Below are 16,573 nucleotides of genomic sequence, written 5' to 3' on the forward strand. Positions count from 1 at the left end.
GTACGAGGAGCGGAACCGCCACCACCGTCAGCCATCCTGACCTGCCACCCGGCGGTGGATGAACTCTTGTGCAACTCTGGAGGCACCCTTGAGCCCGGCGTCTCGGCAGTAAAGAGTGGACGGCGACATATCGGTTCGTTTCCCAGCGAGCCGTTGCCGTAACGGGACGGGAGATGACGACTGTGCCCGATGACAAGGCGATCAGCGAGGCCGAGATGGAGGCCAGGCTGCACGGCATCTGTTTCAAGACCGGGCCGCCCCGGCGCATCGGAGTCGAACTCGAATGGCTCATGTACGACCCGCACGACCCCGCACGACCCGTCGAGGCGGCCCGGCTCGAAGCCGCGGTCAGCGCCCTGCGCGGACTGCCACTGCGGTCCGCCATCACCTTCGAACCCGGCGGTCAGGTGGAGCTCAGCTCCCTCCCGGCCGACTCCCTCACCGCATGTGTGGAGTCCGCGGCCGCCGATCTGGTTCTCGTACGTTCCGTACTCACCGACCTGGGCCTCGGGCTCGCCGGCCACGGGCATGACCCCTGGCGCCAGCCGAGACGCTTCCTCACCACGCCCCGGTACGAGTGCATGGAGACCTACTTCGACCGCCGGGGGCCGGCCGGGCGCTCCATGATGTGCAACACCGCCTCCGTTCAGGTCTGCGTGGACGCCGGGCACGAGGAGCCCGGACCGCTCGGCATGGCGCGGCGCTGGCGGCTCGCCCATCTGCTGGGCGCGGTGCTCACCGCCGCGTTCGCCAACTCGCCGCTGCGCCAGGGCCGCCCCACCGGCTACCGCTCCACCCGGCAGGCGCTGTGGACGGCGATGGAGCCCGGCCGCACCCACGCCCCGGCCGACGGCCCGGATCCCCGCACGGCCTGGGCCCACTACGTGCTGGACGCGCCCGTGATGGCCATCCGGGACGAGCGGGCGCCCTGGACGGTGCCGTCCGGGGTGACCTTCCGCCAGTGGGCCCGGACGGCGCTGCCCCGGCCACCCACCCACGACGACCTCGACTTCCACATCTCCACGCTCTTTCCCCCCGTCCGCCCGCGCGGCCATCTGGAACTGCGCATGATCGACGCGCAGAGCGGTGCGGACGGATGGGTCGTCCCCCTTGCCGTCACCGTCGCGCTCTTCGACGATCCCGAGGCTGCTGAAACGGTTTACCGGGTGGTGAAACCGCTCGCCGAGACGGCGGGCGCCCGCCCCGCACCGGGCAATCCGCTGTGGCGCGCCGCGGCCCGCCACGGTCTGGCCGACCCCGAGCTGCGCACCGCCGCCGTCAGCTGTTTCACCACGGCGCTGGACGCGCTGCCGCGTATCGGCGCCGCCCCCGCCATCACCGCCGCCGTCGCCGCCTTCACCGACCGCTATGTGCTCCGCGGCCGATGTCCCGCCGACGATCTGCTCGCTCCCCTCACCGGTAAGGAGGGTCGGTCATGACCGCCCCCGACTCCGACCTCACGACCGATCCCGAGGCGCTGCGCCGGCGCGCCGAGAAGGCGCTGCGCACCGCGCGCGACCGCACCCACACCCTGACCACCTGCGTGGACGAGCCCGACCTCACCGCCCAGCACTCCCCCTTGATGTCCCCGCTGGTGTGGGATCTGGCGCACATCGGCAACCAGGAGGAGCAGTGGCTGCTGCGCGCGGTCGGCGGGGGTGAGGCCCTGCGGCCCGAGATCGACTCGATCTACGACGCCTTCGAGCATCCGCGCGCCGAGCGGCCCACTCTGCCGCTGCTGGCACCGGCCGAGGCCCGGGGCTATGTCCATGAGGTGCGCGGCCGGGTGCTGGACATCCTGGAGCGGATCGAGCTGCGTGGCGCCCCGCTGGTCGACGCGGGCTTCGCCTTCGGCATGATCGCGCAGCATGAGCAGCAGCACGACGAGACGATGCTGATCACCCACCAGCTGCGCCGCGGACCCGCCGCGCTCACCGCCCCGCCGCCGCCCGCCCCGGAGGACGGCGCGGCGCTGCCCGAGGAGGTGCTGGTCCCGGGCGGCCCGTTCACCATGGGCACCTCGGCCGAGCCGTGGGCCCTGGACAACGAGCGGCCCGCGCACCACCGGCTGGTCCCGGCCTTCCACATCGACACCACTCCGGTGACCAACGGCGGGTACGAGCGGTTCATCGCGGACGGTGGCTACACCGAGCGGCGCTGGTGGACGGCCGACGGCTGGGCGTACGTCCAGGAGCACGGCCTCGCCGCCCCGCTGTTCTGGCGGCGCGAGGGCGGCCAGTGGCTGCGCCGGCGGTTCGGGGTGACGGAGCCGGTGCCGCCGGAGGAGCCGGTGGTGCATGTGAGCTGGTACGAGGCGGACGCCTACGCCCGCTGGGCGGGGCGGCGGCTGCCGACCGAGGAGGAGTGGGAGAAGGCCGCCCGCCACGACCCGGAGAGCGGCCGGTCCCGGCGCTATCCGTGGGGCGACGAGGATCCCACGCCGGAACACGCCAACCTGGGCCAGCGCCATCTGCGGCCCGCGGCGGCCGGCGGCTATCCGCGGGGCGCCTCCCCGCTGGGGGTGCGGCAGCTGATCGGCGATGTGTGGGAGTGGACCTCGAGCGACTTCCTGCCCTACCCCGGGTTCCGCGCCTTCCCGTACCGCGAGTACTCGGAGGTGTTCTTCGGCCCCTCGCACAAGGTGCTGCGCGGCGGTTCCTTCGCGGTGGACGAGGTCGCCTGCCGGGGCACCTTCCGCAACTGGGACCTGCCGGTCCGCCGCCAGATCTTCTCGGGCTTCCGCACCGCGCGGGACGCGTCCTGATGTGCCGGCACCTGGCGTACCTCGGCCCGCCGGCCCCCATCGGCGAGGTGATCGTGACGCCCCCGCACAGCCTGTTCCGGCAGTCGTGGGCGCCGCGGCGGCAGGCGCACGGCACGGTCAACGCCGACGGGTTCGGCGTCGGCTGGTACGCGTCGGGCGACCCGGTGCCCGCGCGCTACCGCCGCGCCGGGCCCATCTGGGGCGATCTGTCGTTCGCCGACCTGGCCCGCGTGGTGCGCACGGGGGCGCTGATGGCCGCCGTGCGGGATGCCACCGAGGCGAGCGCGGACGGCGAGGCGGGCGCCTCGCCGTTCGCCTCCGGGACCTGGCTGTTCAGCCACAACGGGGCGCTCCGCGACTGGCCGCACGCGGTCGCGGACCTCGCCGCCGCGCTGCCGCCGGCGGATCTGCTCGGCCTGGAGGCCCGGTGCGATTCGGCGTTCGTCTGGGCGCTGGTGCTGCATCGGCTGCGGCTGGGCCACGCGCCGCCGGAGGCGCTGGCCGAGGCCGTCGAGCAGCTCGCCGACGCGTCCCCCGGCTCACGGCTCAATCTGCTCCTCATGGACGGCGAGACCATCGCCGCCACCGCCTGGGGCGACACCCTGTGGTACCTGGCCGATCCGGACCGGGGCGTGGTGGTGGCCTCCGAGCCGTACGACCAGGACCCCGGCTGGACCGAGGTCCCCGACCGCACCCTGCTCACCGCCACCCGCACCGATGTACTGCTCACCGCACTCAAGGAGGCTTCCCGTTGAGCCCCTTCACCGTCACCCGCACCCTGCCCGCCGACGCCACCACGGCCGCGCTGCGCGCCGATGTGGCCGACGGGCTGACCAGCACCCCCAAACAGCTTCCGCCCAAGTGGTTCTACGACGCCCGGGGTAGCGCGCTCTTCGAAGAGATCACCCGGCTGCCCGAGTACTACCCGACCCGCGCCGAGCGGGAGATCCTCGTCGCCCGCGCGGCGGAGATAGCCGACGCGACCGGCGCCCGCACCCTCGTCGAACTGGGCTCCGGCTCCTCCGAGAAGACCCGCCATCTGATCCGGGCACTGCCGGATCTGCGCGTCTACGTCCCCGTCGACGTGAGCGAGAGCGCGCTGGAACTGGCCGGGGAGGCCCTGCTGGCCGAGCATCCACGGCTGATGGTGCACGCGCTGGTGGCCGACTTCATGAACGGGCTCGCGCTGCCCGACGACACCCCGGGGCCGAGGCTGCTGGCCTTCCTCGGGGGCACCATCGGCAATCTGCTGCCGGCGGAGCGCGCCGCCTTCTTCGCCTCGGTGAGCGAACTGCTCGCGCCCGGCGACGCGCTGCTGCTCGGCACCGACCTGGTCAAGGACGAGGCCACGCTGGTCTCCGCCTACGACGACGCCCAGGGGGTCACCGCGGCGTTCAACAAGAACGTGCTGACGGTGCTCGACCGCGAACTGGGCGCCGACTTCGACCCCTCCGACTTCGACCACGTGGCGGTGTGGAACGCCGAGGAGGAGTGGATCGAGATGCGGCTGAGGGCCCGTAAGGAGCTCACCGCGAAGATCCCCGCCATGGATCTCGCGGTCCACTTCGCGGCCGGGGAGGAGGTCCGCACCGAGGTGTCCGCCAAGTTCCGGGAGGAGAAGGTGCGGGCCGAACTGACCGCCGCGGGGATGGAGTCGCGGCGCTGGTGGACCGACGCGGAGGGCCGCTTCGCGGTGTCGCTCGCCGTGCGCCGCTAGCTCCTCGCCAGATCGCGGTACGCCGCCGCCCGGGACCATCGGTCACGGGCGGCGGCTCGCTGTGCCGGGGGGTGAGGCGGTGTGGTGGAGCGCGAACCCAGCGGTGATGCGGTGCAGTTGGCCACACACATCGTGCGAGCCGCGTGAGCAGCGCGGCGTATGAGCGGCATCGAATTGATGTGATGCACATCACATAGGCGCGAGAGGGCCGCAGCACAGCGCACTGTGGCCCACTTTCCAGGTGAACTCCCTCTTGTTGTGCGCAAATCGGCCCCCTTATCTTTGGCCCGCCCGGCAGCGCGCCGCACCCGGCAGCACGAGAAGGAGCCGTCCATGCCCTTACGGGGACGCCACCGCCGCTACAAGCCCAACCGCATCTCCCGTGCCTCACTGAGCGTCACGGCGGGCGGCGCCGGAATCGCCCTTCCACTCGTCGGCGCCGCGGGCGCGTCCGCGGCCTCGGGCGAAACCTGGGACAAGGTGGCCCAGTGCGAGTCCACCCACAACTGGGACATCAACACCGGCAACGGCTTCTACGGCGGGCTGCAGTTCACGCAGAGCACATGGGCGGCGTACGGCGGCACGGCGTACGCGGCGCGGGCCGATCTGGCCACCAAGGACCAGCAGATCGCGATCGCGGAGAAGGTACTCGACGGCCAGGGCCCCGGCGCGTGGCCGGTGTGTTCGGGCAAGGCCGGTCTGACGCGGGACGACGCGGCGCCGCAGCAGAGTGCCCAGAAGGTCGTCAGGACGGCCGCCGCCCCGGTCAAGCAGACCCATCGGCCCGAGAAGGCCCAGCAGGTGGCGGCGAGCAAGCCGACGCCCACCAGCCTCCCGGGGGGCGCCGCCACGAAGTCCGGCCGCTATGTGGTCGTCAACGGCGACTCGCTGTCCCGTATCGCCGACACCCACGACGTCAATGGCGGCTGGAAGGCGCTCTACGAGACCAACCGCGAGACGATCGGTGGCGATCCCGATCTGATCTACCCCGGTCAGAAGCTGTCCCTCAAGGGCGGTAAGGCCACCGCCAAGCCCAAGGCGGAACCCGAGCCCCACCACAAGGCGAAGCCCAAGCCGAAGCCCAAGCCGCACCCGAAGGCCGAGGAGCACACCAGCCGGGACCGGGCCACCAAGCCCGTCGTCTCCTCGGGCTTCACCGCCCCCGTCAGCGGCGTCAGCCCGAGCACCGCCTACCGGGCGTCCGGTTCCAGCTGGTCGAGCGGCTATCACACGGGCGTGGACTTCCCCGTGGGCATCGGCACCTCGGTGAAGGCCGTGGGTTCGGGCCATGTGGTCTCGGCGGGCTGGGGCGACGCGTACGGCTATCAGGTGGTCATCCGGCATCCGGACGGCAAGTACAGCCAGTACGCCCATCTCTCGCAGCTGTCGGTGCGGGCCGGGCAGAACGTCAACGGCGGCCAGCAGATCGGCCGTTCCGGCTCGACGGGCAATGCCACCGGACCGCATCTCCACTTCGAGATCCGCACCGGCCCCGGCTACGGCTCGGACGTCAATCCGCTCGCCTATCTGCGGTCGCACGGCGTCACCCTCTGACGGCGTCAGCCTCTGGTCCTTCGCCCGGGTGGGGGCCGGGGCAGACGGGCGAAGCGCGGCCCTCTGGTGAGCGTGGTGGCGACCATGTGCCCGGAGACACCGCCCAGCCCCGCCCCCGGGCGAGTGGACGCGCCGATGTGCCAGAGCCCGTCGATATCGGTCGCGTGCCGTCCGGAGGCGGGCAGGGGGCACCGGACAAAGCTCTGGTCGAGTTCGAGGGAGCCGCCGTACGGGTCGCCGTCGACCGCGTTGGGGTTCCGGCGGGCGAGGCCCGGGGGCGCGATGACATCGACGGCGAGCAGATGAAGGTCCTCGCCGACCGGACGGAGGCGGGCAGCCGCCCCGGGGCACGTGCGGACGGATACCGGGTGGCGCTGGCGATCGAGGGCGGCGGGATGCGCGGCACGATCTCGGCCGGTATGGCGCTGGCCGTGCACGAGCTGGGGCTGCTGAACGCGTTCGACGCGGTGTACGGGGCCTCGGCGGGGGCCATCTCGGCGGCCTGGCCGGTCAGTTCGCGGCCGGAGGGCCTGGTCGGCTGGGCCGACCCCCGTTTCGCCAGTGCTCTCATCCGGAAGCGCAATCTGCTGCGCGGTCGCCCCATGGTCGATATCGAGACCCTGATCGAAGAGGTCTACATCCGCCAATTCCCGCTGGACTACGCCTCGGTGCTGACCGCACCCCTCGCCCTGCATCCGCTGGCCACGGACCTCGAAACCGGCCAACCGGTGGATCTGCACAAGGAGTTGACGGACGAGGTCGCCCTCCGTCTGGCGCCGCGGGCGAGCGCCGCGCTGCCGATGCCGGCGGGCGGGCCCGTCACCATCGGCGGGCGCCGCTTCTACGACGCGGGGCTGGCCGAGTCGATCCCGTTCCGCCAGGCGCTGCGGGACGGCGCGACCCACGTCCTCGTCCTGCGCAGCAGGCCGCCGGTCCGGGACGCGGCGCTCCGGGCCGCCCCGTCGGTGGGTTCCCGGCTGGTCGCCGCGGTCGCCTTCCGCCAGTACACCGCTGAGTTCCGCGCCGCCTTCCTGAACCGGCCCGCCCGGCTCGCCGACGACGACCGGCTGCTGGCGGTCTACGACACCGACACCGCGGATTCGCCCACGGACCCCGCGGTGCTGTCGGTCCGCCCCGATGCCACGGCGCCGTCCATCGGCCGTCTGGAAACGGACAGCGCTCTGCGCGAGGAGGCTCTCGAGGCGGGGCGCCGGGCCATCGTCGCCCAGTTCGCCCCGGCGGCCCGTTCCTGAGAGGGACGACCGGGCTACGGGTGTCCGGCGGACACCTCCCGGGGAAGGACGGGACTCAGTCGCACACCACCGCAGTCTGCGCCTTCAGCAGGGCCTTGCTCCGCGGTACGGGCACCTCGCCCTCGAGCTCCGCGGCGAGGTCGTAGACGGTGGCGGCGAGGACCAGTTGGCGCTGACCGTCGGCGGTGGTGAGGGAGACGCTGGTGTAGCCGGGGCCCGCGCCGTCGGTCTCCCAGGCGGTGAGCGGATCGGCCTCCTTCCCCTCGCCGGTGGCGCACGGCACCTCCATGCGCTGCACCCCGAGTCCGTACGCGGGCGCGCCGGGGAACTCCACCGGGGTCTTGAGCTCGCGCCGCTGGTCGGGGCCGAGCAGCTCGCCGTCGAAGAGGGCGCGCTCGAACCGGGCCAGATCGTCCACGGTCGAGATCATGGCTCCGGCGGTCCAGTCGTAGGAGGGGCTGAACCGCGTCATATCGCGGCCCTTGAGGTCGTAGCCGTGCAGATGGGAGCCGTGCACCTCGGGGTCGGTCACCGGGAAGGAGGTGTCCTTCAGCCCCAGCGGGGCGAGGATCCGGCGCCGGATCTCGGCGGGCGAGGAGCGGTGGGTCACCGACTCGATCACCAGCCCGGCGAGCAGATAGTTGGTGTTGGAGTACGACCAGCCCTTCCCCGGCACGAAATCCGGCTCGTGCCGGACCGAGCGGGCGATCACCTCGCGCGGGGTGATGACGTGGTCCCGGTCGCCGTCCTCCAGATAGGGGGCGAAGAACGAGGCTTCGGTGGTGGGGTCGTAGATCCCCGAGGTGTGGTTGAGCAGCTGACGGATGGTGATGGCCTTACCGTCGTTACCGTTCCCCTGGACGACGCCGGGCAGCCACTTCTCCACGCTGTCGTCGAGTGAGAGCCGCCCCTCGCCCTCCAGTTGCAGCAGAACCGTGGAGACGAACGCCTTGGTGTTGCTGGCGATCCGGAACCGCTGCTCCGGGCGGGCCTCTTCGCCGGTGGCCTGGTCCGCGACCCCGGCCGCCGTCCGCCACTCGTCGCCGCCGCGCCGCGCGTAGGCCACCGCACCCGGGAATCCGTCCTGCACCGTCCGGCCGACGGCCTCCTCGAAACCGGACGGCGCCGGCGGCCCGGCCGGCTCCCCCCGGGCCGTGGCGATGGTGACGGTCGCCGTCACCGCCAGCGCGCCGATCCCCGCCCACAGCGCCACGCCCCTTGCCCGAACTCCCACGAACCCGCTCCTCGCCTTGTCCCCGTGTGCCGTTCGCGGATCATCGTGCCGTCGTGGCGCACCGGGTTCCCATCCCGCTGCCGCCCTTCCCGTACGGGGGTTGTCCCCACCCCGTAGGGGCCGGACGGCGTGTCAGGGTGCCCCGTACACCGGCCCCGGCGGTTCGGCCCCGGCGAGGAGTTTCCGCGCGGTCTCACCGGCCTCCGCCGGTGTCCAGCGGGCACCCTTGTCGGCGGTGGGGCCCGGCCGCCAGCCCTCCATGACGGTGATCCGCCCGGCCTCCGTCTCGAAGACCCGGCCCGTGACCCCGGCACAGGCGGCCGAGCCGAGCCAGACGACGAGCGGTGAGACATTCGCGGGGGCCATCGCGTCGAAGGCGGCGGGGTCGTCCGGCGCGGCCATGTCACCGGCGAACGTCGTCTCCGTCATCCGGGTGCGGGCCGCCGGGGCGATGGCGTTGACCTGGACGCCGTAGCGGCCGAGCTCGGCGGCGGCCACCGAGGTCAGGCCGAGGATCCCGGCCTTGGCCGCGGAGTAGTTGCCCTGTCCGACGCTGCCCAGCAGCCCGGCCCCGGAGCTGGTGTTGACCACCCGGGCGACCGGGGCGCGGCCCGCCTTCGCCTCCGCGCGCCAGTGGGCGGCGGCGTGCCGCAGCGGCAGGAAGTGGCCCTTGAGGTGGACGCGGATCACCGCGTCCCACTCGTCCTCGCCGAGGTTGACGAGCATGCGGTCGCGCAGGAATCCGGCGTTGTTGACGAGGGTGTCGAGCCGGCCGTAGGTGTCGAGGGCGGTGGCCACGAGGGAGGCGGCGCCGTCGGTGGTGGCGATGTCGCCGCCGTGCGCCACCGCCTCCCCGCCCGCGGCCCGGATCTCCTCGACGACCCGCTGGGCCGGGCCCGCCGAGGCCCCGGCGCCGTCCGGGGCCACGCCGAGGTCGTTGACGACGACCTTCGCGCCCTCGGCGGCGAAGGCGAGCGCGTGCGCCCGCCCGAGGCCGCGGCCCGCTCCGGTGACGACGGCGACGCGCCCGTCGCACAGTCCGCTCATCTCAGTCCTCCCGTGGTTCTGCCCGGCCGGTGCCGGGGGCCGGCTGGTTGACGTTGGCGGCGTCGAGGAACGCGGGGCGCTCCCCGCCTCCGTGGATGGCGATGCTGGCGCCGCTGATGTACTCGGCCAGCCCGGAGGCGAGGAACACACAGGCGTCTCCGGCCTCGACGGGCTCGGCCATCCGCCCGAGCGGCACGGTCCGGCCGACGGCGGCGATGCCCTCCTCGTCCCCGTAGTGCAGATGCGACAGTTCGGTGCGGACCATGCCGAGCACGAGCGTGTTGACCCGGACCGCGGGGGCCCACTCCACGGCCAGGGTGCGGGCCAGGTTCTCCAGCCCCGCCTTGGCGGCTCCATAGGGTCCGGTGCCGGGGGACGGCCGGGTGCCGCTGACGCTGCCGATCATCACGATCGAGCCCCCGCCCTCCTGATGGCGCATCAGCTCGTACGCGCTCAGGGAGACGGTCATGGGAGCGATCAGATTGAGTTCCACGACGCGCGCCGCGCGCCGCTGCCCGGCCTCGGCGATCAGCCCGTAGGGGCTTCCTCCGGCGTTGTTGACCAGCAGGTCGAGCCGCCCGTGGGAGCGGCGCAGCCGGGCGAAGAACGCCTCGACCGCGTCCGGGTCCCGGATGTCGAGCGATTCGAAGCGCGCCGTGCGCCCGTCCACCTCGACGGGTTCGTCGGGCGCGCGGCGCGCACAGATCACCACCTCGGCCCCCGCGGTGAGCAGGGCCCGGGTGATCCCCGCTCCGACGCCGCGCGTGCCGCCGGTGACCACGGCGACGCGCCCGGCGAGATCGATGGTGACGGCCACAAGACACCTCCCGCTGCGCGATGAGCGCTGCTACCTTCTCACCTAACAAATGTTTGGTGGAAAGGTATCGGATCTGCTCATGGGTGTCTCCACCTCCGCCCCCGCGGCCGGTGTCCGCCTGGTCGCCATGGACTTCCCACCCGTCAACGCCCTTCCCGTGCGGGGCTGGTACGAGCTGGCCGACGCACTGCGCGCCGCGGGCGCCGACCCGTCGGTGCGCTGTGTGGTGCTGGCCGCCGAGGGCCGGGGCTTCAACGCGGGCGTGGACATCAAGGAGATCCAGGCGGCCGAGGGCCATACGGCGCTCATCGGTGCCAACCACGGATGCGCCGAGGCGTTCGCCGCCGTCTACGACTGCCCGGTCCCGGTCGTCGCCGCCGTCCACGGCTTCTGCCTGGGCGGTGGCATCGGGCTGGCCGGGAACGCCGACGCGATCGTGGCCAGCGAGGACGCCACGTTCGGCCTGCCCGAGCTGGACCGGGGCGCGCTGGGCGCGGCCACCCATCTGGCGCGGCTGGTCCCGCAACATCTGCTGCGCACGCTGTACTACACCGCGCGCACCGCGACCGCCGAGGAGCTGCACCGCCACGGCTCGGTGTGGCGGGTCGTGCCGCGCGCCGGGCTGCGGGAGGCGGCGCTGGAGCTGGCCGGGGAGATCGCCGCCAAGGACGGTGCGCTGCTGCGGCTCGCGAAGGCGGCCATCAACGGCATCGATCCGGTCGATGTGGGCCGGAGCTACCGCTTCGAGCAGGGCTTCACCTTCGAGGCCAATCTGGCGGGCCTGTCCGACGGGCACCGCGACGCGTTCGTCGCCAGGAGCACCGGGAAGGAGTGAGCGGCGTTGACCGACAAGACGATGACGGCCGAGCAGGCCGTCGGCCGGATCCACAGCGGTATGACGGTCGGCATCGGCGGCTGGGGGTCGCGGCGCAAGCCCATGGCGCTGGTCCGCGCCCTGTTGCGGTCGGAGGTCACCGATCTGACCGTGGTCTCCTTCGGCGGCCCGGACGTCGGGCTGCTGACCGCCGCCGGGAAGGTCCGCAAGCTGGTGACGGCGTTCGCGACGCTCGACTCGATCCCCCTGGAGCCGCACTTCCGGGCGGCGCGCGAGCGGGGGGACATCGAACTGACCGAGCTGGACGAGTCGATGATGATGTGGGGACTGACCGCGGCCGTGCACCGGCTGCCGTTCCTGCCCGCACGCGCGGGGCTCGGTTCGGATGTCATGACGGTCAACCCCGGCCTCCGGACGGTGACATCGCCGTACGAGGACGGCGAGGAGCTGGTGGCGGTGCCCGCGCTGCGGCTGGACGTGGCGCTGGTGCACCTCAACCGGGCGGACGCGCGGGGCAATGGGCAGTACCTCGGGCCCGATCCGTACTTCGACGATCTGTTCTGCGAGGCGGCCGCCGAGGCGTATGTCTCCTGTGAACGCGTCGTCGCCACCGCCGAGTTCGCGGACGCGGGCGGCCCGCAGACGCTGCTGGTCAAACGGCATGCGGTGACCGGTGTGGTGGAGACCCCGCAGGGCGCGCACTTCACCTCCTGCGTCCCCGACTACGGACGGGACGAGGCGTTCCAGAGCGCGTACGCCAAGGCCGCCGCCGACCCGACGGCGTGGCGGGAGTTCACGAGGCGGTTTCTGTCCGGGGACGAGGAGCGGTACCGGGCCGCGGTGGCGGCGTTCGGGAGGGAGGGCGCATGACCGGCGGGGTGACCCGGGCCGAGTACTGCGTGGTGGCCTGTGCCGAGGCATGGCGGGGCGACGGGGAGATCCTGGCCGCCCCGATGGGCGCGGTGCCCAGGATCGGCGCCCGGCTGGCCAAGCTCACCTTCGCGCCCGAGCTGATGCTGACGGACGGCGAGGCGATGATCGTGGGCGGCGATCCGGAGCTGGGCGATCCGGAGGTGGTGGAGGGGTGGCTGCCGTACCGGGCGCATCTGGCGCTGGTCACCGGCGGGCGGCGCCATGTGATGATGGGCGCGAGCCAGCTCGACCGCCACGGCAACCAGAACATCAGCTGTATCGGCGACTGGAAGCGGCCCGGACGGCAGCTGCTGGGGGTGCGGGGAGCGCCGGTCAACACCCTGAACAACCCCACGAGTTACTGGGTGCCCCGGCATTCGCGGCGGGTCTTCGTCGAACGTGTCGACATGGTGTGCGGGGTGGGCCACGACCGGGCGGCGGCCGCGGGGCCGGCCGCCACCCGCTTCCATGACCTCCGGTGTGTGGTGACCGATCTGGCGGTCCTCGACTTCGCCACGCCCGACCGCACCCTGCGGGTGCGCTCCCTGCATCCGAGGGTCACCGCCGAGGCGGTGCGGGAGGCCACCGGCTTCCCCCTCGAGATCGCCGACGACGTCCCGTCCACCCGGGAGCCGACCCCCGCCGAGCTGCGGCTGATCCGGGAGGTCATCGACCCGGAGCGGGCCCGCGAACGGGAGGTGCCGTCCTGATGGACACCCCGCTGACCCGGCTCGTCGGAGTGCGCCATCCGATCGTCCAGACGGGCATGGGGTGGGTGGCCGGGCCCCGGCTGGTGTCCGCCGTGGCGAACGCCGGGGCGCTGGGCATCCTGGCCTCCGCGACCATGTCGCCCGAGCGGCTGCGCTCGGCCGTGCGCGAGGTCGCCGCCCGTACGGACGCGCCCTTCGGCGTCAATCTGCGCGCCGACGCCGGGGACGCGGCGGAGCGGGTGCGGATCATCGTCGAGGAGGGGGTGCGGGTCGCCTCGTTCGCGCTGGCCCCCAGGCGTGAGCTGATCGACCGGCTCAAGGACGCGGGCGTGGTGGTCATCCCGTCCGTGGGCGCCCGGCGCCACGCGGAGAAGGTGGCGGGCTGGGGCGCGGACGCGGTGGTGGTGCAGGGCGCCGAGGGCGGCGGCCACACCGGGCAGGTGGCCACCACCGTGCTGCTCCCCCAGGTCGTGGACGCGGTGGACATCCCGGTCGTGGCCGCGGGCGGCTTCCACGACGGACGCGGGCTGGCGGCCGCGCTCGCCTACGGGGCGGCGGGGATCGCCATGGGCACCCGCTTCCTGCTCACCTCCGACAGCACGGTCCCGGACGCGGTGAAGGCGCGCTATCTGGCGGCGGCGGTCACCGATGTCACCGTCACCACGGCGGTCGACGGACTCCCCCACCGGATGCTCCGCAGCGAGCTGGTCGACTCCCTCGAGCGCTCCGGGCGCGCCGCCGCGCTCCTGCGCGCCGTCCGCCACGCCGCCGCGTTCCGGCGGCTGGCCGGGCTGAGCTGGCCCCGGATGGTACGCGACGGACTGGCGATGCGGCACGGCAAGGACCTCACCTGGAGCCAGGTCCTGCTGGCCGCCACCACCCCGATGCTGCTGAAGGCGTCGATGGTGGACGGCCGCACCGATACGGGCGTGATGGCCTCCGGTCAGGTGGCCGGGGTGATCGAGGATCTGCCCTCCTGCGCGGAGCTGGTGGACCGGATCATGGCCGAGGCGGCGGCGACCCTGGACGGGCTGACCAGCGGTCGTACAGTGGGGTGAAAGCGGCCAGACCATGACACGGGTAATGGGAGGTCGTCATGGCCGACCCCAAGGGTTTCCTCACCACACCCCGTCGTCTTCCGCCCCGGCGTCCGGTGGACGAGCGGGTGCGGGACTGGGACGAGGTTCCCGCGCCCGGCGGACTGCTGCCGATCATCAACGCCCAGGCGGACCGCTGCATGGACTGCGGCATCCCGTTCTGCCACGAGGGCTGCCCGCTGGGGAACCTCATCCCGGAGTGGAACGACCTGGTCTCCCGTGACGACTGGCTGCGCGCGAGCGAGCGGCTGCACGCCACCAACAACTTCCCCGAGTTCACCGGCCGGCTCTGCCCGGCCCCCTGCGAGAGCGCCTGTGTGCTGGCCATCAACCAGCCGGCGGTCACCATCAAGAACGTCGAGGTGGCCATCGCCGACCGGGCCTGGGAGAGCGGCCATGTGACCCCCAAGCCACCGGACCGGCTGAGCGGCCGGACCGTCGCCGTCGTCGGCTCGGGCCCCGCCGGCCTGGCCGCGGCACAGCAGCTCACCCGTGCGGGCCACACCGTGGCGGTGTACGAGCGCGACGACCGGGTGGGCGGGCTGCTCCGCTACGGCATCCCCGAGTTCAAGATGGAGAAGCGCCATCTGGACCGGCGGCTGGCGCAGATGCGCGCGGAGGGCACCAAGTTCCGCACCGGCGTGGACATCGGCACCGATATGGACGCCGCCGAGCTCCGGGCGCGCTACGACGCGGTCGTGATAGCCGTGGGCGCCAGGGCATGGCGTGAACTCCCGGTTCCAGGCAGGGAGTTGGCCGGAATCCATCAGGCGATGGAGTATCTGCCGATGGCCAACCGGGTGCTGGAGGGCGACTACCCCCGGCCGCCGATCACCGCCGAGGGCAAGCATGTGGTCATCGTCGGCGGCGGGGACACCGGCGCGGACTGTCTGGGCACCGTGCTGCGGCAGGGCGCCGCCTCCGTGACCCAGCTGGACATCCACCCCCGGCCCGGCGACGAGCGGGCGGAGGGCGAGCCCTGGCCCGTCCACCCCAAGATCTACCGGATGTCCGCCGCCCATGAGGAGGCGCGGGAGCTGGCGGCCTCCCCGGAGGCGGACGTGGACGCGCGGGTCTTCTCCGCGACCACGGTCCGCTTCGAGGGGACCGCACCGGACGCGGAGCGGCCGCACGGCGGTGTCCGGGCGCTGTGTCTGGTCGGGGCCCGTGCCGACGGGGAGCCCGGGCCCGGCACCGAGCGGGTGCTGCGGGCGGATCTGGTGCTGCTGGCCCTGGGCTTCCGCGGCCCGGAGCAGGACGGCGGCCTGCTGGAACAGCTCGGTCTCGAGCTCGACGAGCGCGGCACCCTCGCCCGCGACGCGTCCTTCGCCACCGGCGCGGACGGGGTGTTCGTGGCGGGCGACGCGGGCCGTGGGCAGTCGCTCATCGTCTGGGCGATCGCCGAGGGCCGCTCGGCCGCGGCCGCCGTGGACCGCTATCTCGCGGGCTCCACGACGCTCCCGGCGCCGGTCGGGCCGACCGACCTGCCGATGACGGCGTGACGCGGCGGTGGCCGGGAACGCACGCGGGCGGGGCGGGCCGCCTGCCGCGGGCGTGCGGCGCGGGCATAGTGTGCGTCCATGATCTCGCAATCCCCCCTCCTCACCGTGGCCGACGGTGTGCACATCTGGTCCCCGACCCCGAGCGCCGGCTGGGGTCTGGCCAACTGCGGTCTGATCGTCTCGCCCGACGGCCACGCCGCCTGGATCGACAGCCCCTACGACCGCCGGATGGCCGGGGAGTTCCTGGAACACAGCCGTGCCCTGCTGCCCGGCCGGGGCCGGATCGAGCGGGTGATCGTCACCCATGCCAACGGCGACCACCTGTGGGGCGCGGAGGTCGTACCGGACGCGGAGATCGTGGCCACCCGCGAGGCGCTCGGCCACATCGAGTACGAGCCCTCGCCGCAGCAGCTGCACGGTCTGGTGCACGGCAGCGATCCGGCGACTCCGCTCGGCTGGTACCTCCAGCGGCACTTCGGGCGGTTCGACTGGTCCGCCACCGAGGTGGTCGAGCCGACGCTCACCTTCGTGGGCGAACTCGACCTGCGGGTGGGCCAGGTGCCGGTGCGGCTGTTCAGCCTGGAGTCCGCGCACACCGCGGGCGATCTGGTGGCGTATCTGCCGCGGCAGAGGGTCGCGTTCACCGGCGATGTCATCTTCGCCTCCGGTCCGCAGGACCCCGGCGACCACCCGGTGCACTGGGCGGGCCCGCTGGACAATGTGATCGCCGCGTGCGAGCGGGTGCTCGCGACCGGGGCCGAGGTGATCGTCCCCGGCCATGGCCCGGTCCTCGACCGGGAGGGGGTGCGCGGCCACATCGGCTATCTGGAGCAGCTTCGGGACCGCACCCGGCAGCTGCACACCGCGGGGGTGCCGGCCCTGGAGGCCGCCCGCACCCTGATCGCCGAGAACGCCCATCCGTCGCTGGGCCTGCCCGAGCGGCTGGTGATCACGGTGGGCTCGGAGTACCGGCATCTGAACGGTACGGAGGAGGCGGCGGACCTCGTGGCCACCATGGCCGATCTGGCCCAGGTGGCATGGGAGCGGCGCGAGGACGCGCCAACGGCCTCGGCCTGACAGGACGCGCCGATGGCCTCGGCCCGACCACCCCGGTGGGACGCGGGTGACGGG

15 protein-coding genes are annotated in these 16,573 nt (G+C 73.1%); 12 read left to right on the forward strand and 3 right to left on the reverse strand.

What is annotated here, in order from left to right; translation table 11 throughout:
* Window positions 1-173 precede the first annotated feature (173 nt).
* From egtA to NP777_RS21180, 6 genes are all read left to right on the forward strand, one after another.
* A complete protein-coding gene (gene egtA / locus NP777_RS21155; RefSeq protein WP_256651741.1) occupies window positions 174-1,439 on the forward strand; it encodes an ergothioneine biosynthesis glutamate--cysteine ligase EgtA in 1,266 nt (421 codons plus the stop codon).
* On the forward strand, window positions 1,436-2,764 hold the full coding sequence (gene egtB, locus NP777_RS21160; RefSeq protein WP_256651742.1) for an ergothioneine biosynthesis protein EgtB: 1,329 nt from the start codon (window positions 1,436-1,438) through the stop codon (window positions 2,762-2,764). The genes egtA and egtB overlap by 4 nt, the downstream gene beginning before the upstream one ends.
* The gene (gene egtC, locus NP777_RS21165) at window positions 2,764-3,519 is read left to right on the forward strand and encodes an ergothioneine biosynthesis protein EgtC (protein WP_256651743.1); all 756 of its coding nucleotides are present in this window, start codon (window positions 2,764-2,766) and stop codon (window positions 3,517-3,519) included. Before egtB ends, egtC begins: the two co-directional genes overlap by 1 nt.
* The gene (gene egtD, locus NP777_RS21170; RefSeq protein WP_256651744.1) at window positions 3,516-4,481 is read left to right on the forward strand and encodes an L-histidine N(alpha)-methyltransferase; all 966 of its coding nucleotides are present in this window, start codon (window positions 3,516-3,518) and stop codon (window positions 4,479-4,481) included. The genes egtC and egtD overlap by 4 nt, the downstream gene beginning before the upstream one ends.
* Before the next feature lie 333 nt (window positions 4,482-4,814).
* Window positions 4,815-6,035: a transglycosylase family protein gene (locus tag NP777_RS21175; protein ID WP_256651745.1), complete on the forward strand. Its 1,221-nt coding sequence runs from the start codon at window positions 4,815-4,817 to the stop codon at window positions 6,033-6,035.
* A 164-nt stretch (window positions 6,036-6,199) separates the two neighbouring features.
* Entirely contained in the window at window positions 6,200-7,288 is a 1,089-nt protein-coding gene (locus NP777_RS21180) for a patatin-like phospholipase family protein (RefSeq protein ID WP_256651746.1), read from the forward strand.
* Window positions 7,289-7,343: 55 nt separating this feature from the next.
* Here NP777_RS21180 and NP777_RS21185 read toward each other — a convergent pair whose 3' ends face one another.
* The 3 genes from NP777_RS21185 to NP777_RS21195 all read right to left on the reverse strand — a co-directional run bounded on the left by NP777_RS21185 (window position 7,344) and on the right by NP777_RS21195 (window position 10,386).
* Window positions 7,344-8,522 carry a serine hydrolase domain-containing protein gene (locus NP777_RS21185; RefSeq protein WP_256651747.1) on the reverse strand — a complete coding sequence of 393 codons (1,179 nt, stop codon included), beginning with the start codon at window positions 8,520-8,522 and terminating at the stop codon, window positions 7,344-7,346.
* 132 nt (window positions 8,523-8,654) lie between these two features.
* Window positions 8,655-9,569, reverse strand: coding sequence for an SDR family oxidoreductase (locus NP777_RS21190; RefSeq protein ID WP_256651748.1), 915 nt, complete (start codon window positions 9,567-9,569; stop codon window positions 8,655-8,657).
* 1 nt (window position 9,570) lies between these two features.
* Window positions 9,571-10,386, reverse strand: coding sequence for an SDR family oxidoreductase (locus NP777_RS21195; RefSeq protein ID WP_256651749.1), 816 nt, complete (start codon window positions 10,384-10,386; stop codon window positions 9,571-9,573).
* 79 nt (window positions 10,387-10,465) lie between these two features.
* Between NP777_RS21195 and NP777_RS21200 the strand changes: the two genes are divergently transcribed.
* The 6 genes from NP777_RS21200 to NP777_RS21225 all read left to right on the forward strand — a co-directional run bounded on the left by NP777_RS21200 (window position 10,466) and on the right by NP777_RS21225 (window position 16,519).
* Window positions 10,466-11,221, forward strand: a complete 756-nt coding sequence (locus NP777_RS21200) for an enoyl-CoA hydratase family protein (RefSeq protein WP_256651750.1) — start codon at window positions 10,466-10,468, stop codon at window positions 11,219-11,221.
* 6 nt (window positions 11,222-11,227) lie between these two features.
* On the forward strand, window positions 11,228-12,091 hold the full coding sequence (locus NP777_RS21205; protein WP_391858548.1) for a CoA transferase subunit A: 864 nt from the start codon (window positions 11,228-11,230) through the stop codon (window positions 12,089-12,091).
* Window positions 12,088-12,843: a CoA-transferase subunit beta gene (locus NP777_RS21210; protein WP_256651751.1), complete on the forward strand. Its 756-nt coding sequence runs from the start codon at window positions 12,088-12,090 to the stop codon at window positions 12,841-12,843. Before NP777_RS21205 ends, NP777_RS21210 begins: the two co-directional genes overlap by 4 nt.
* Window positions 12,843-13,901: an NAD(P)H-dependent flavin oxidoreductase gene (locus NP777_RS21215; RefSeq protein WP_256651752.1), complete on the forward strand. Its 1,059-nt coding sequence runs from the start codon at window positions 12,843-12,845 to the stop codon at window positions 13,899-13,901. Before NP777_RS21210 ends, NP777_RS21215 begins: the two co-directional genes overlap by 1 nt.
* 38 nt (window positions 13,902-13,939) lie before the next feature.
* Window positions 13,940-15,442, forward strand: a complete 1,503-nt coding sequence (locus tag NP777_RS21220; protein WP_256651753.1) for a glutamate synthase subunit beta — start codon at window positions 13,940-13,942, stop codon at window positions 15,440-15,442.
* A gap of 78 nt (window positions 15,443-15,520) precedes the next feature.
* Window positions 15,521-16,519, forward strand: a complete 999-nt coding sequence (locus NP777_RS21225; protein ID WP_256651754.1) for an MBL fold metallo-hydrolase — start codon at window positions 15,521-15,523, stop codon at window positions 16,517-16,519.
* Window positions 16,520-16,573 lie beyond the last annotated feature (54 nt).

Source organism: Streptomyces rugosispiralis, assembly GCF_024505145.1.
Classification (GTDB): domain Bacteria; phylum Actinomycetota; class Actinomycetes; order Streptomycetales; family Streptomycetaceae; genus Streptomyces; species Streptomyces rugosispiralis.